General features: G+C 33.3%; 1 protein-coding gene and 1 pseudogene. One reads left to right on the forward strand and one right to left on the reverse strand.

Going from position 1 to position 864, the window contains the following annotated elements; all coding sequences use genetic code 11:
- The first annotated feature begins 92 nt into the window (after positions 1-92).
- Positions 93-428: a GIY-YIG nuclease family protein gene (locus ACFFU9_RS13795; protein WP_379862067.1), complete on the forward strand. Its 336-nt coding sequence runs from the start codon at positions 93-95 to the stop codon at positions 426-428.
- Positions 429-711: 283 nt separating this feature from the next.
- On the opposite strand, the pseudogene ACFFU9_RS16255 reads toward ACFFU9_RS13795, so the two are convergent.
- Positions 712-864 (reverse strand): annotated as a pseudogene (locus ACFFU9_RS16255) (IS91 family transposase); the annotation flags it as partial.

The raw sequence follows: 864 nt of genomic DNA on the forward strand, positions 1-864 counted from the left end.
AGATTTGACACAACCATTGCAAGTTGGTTGGGTTTCAACTATCTATCATTTATGGCAATATTCCTAAAGAAAATGAAAAGCAAAAAGTTTAAATGACCTCAATATCTGGATATCAACCAACTGAACTAAAACAAAATGAACCAATTAAAGAAACTTTAACTGATTTTTGTTTTGTTTATTTAATGCACGATATAAGTAATAATTACTACAAAATTGGAATATCTAACAATCCCGAATATAGAGAACGTACATTACAAAGTGAAAAACCTACAATAGAAATGATTGCTTCCAAAAAGTTTCCAATTAGGAAAATTGCGGATAGTATCGAGAAAGCCTTACATAATACATATTCGGAAAAAAGATTGAGAGGAGAATGGTTTGAGTTGAACGCAAAAGATGTTGAGTATATTAAAGAAACATTGAAATAAAAAACTAAACACAATAACTAAGAATTCGTTTTGCCGATAGGCCAAAAATGAATTCTGTGTTGACGAATCCGGTTGATTTGCCGTACTATGGGTAAAACGATACGTTTAGGGAAGGTTCTTTGGTGGCTAGGCTGTGATTGATGTGGTCAAAATATATAGCATTTACTCTTTTTCTAACATTTTTGATAGTTTTTTAGTGGTTTTATTTTACAGTTTCTGAGTTTTATCAATTCATTTTAAAGTTAAGCCATAGCAGAGCCAGGCTACTTGTGCAGCTTCATTTTTAGTTGCTCATATTCAGTTTCTTGTCTTTTAGTAAAACACGCCAGTTATCGGGTGGACCACGATCATTAAATACCAAAATGGTATGCAGCCTTCCCTTTTTGCAAACAGGACATTGGCGGTGCAAAACGGGCCTGTCTGTTTTAACTGGTTC

It is taken from the genome of Mariniflexile ostreae (assembly GCF_042427585.1).
In the GTDB taxonomy this organism is placed as follows: Bacteria; Bacteroidota; Bacteroidia; order Flavobacteriales; family Flavobacteriaceae; genus Pseudalgibacter; species Pseudalgibacter ostreae.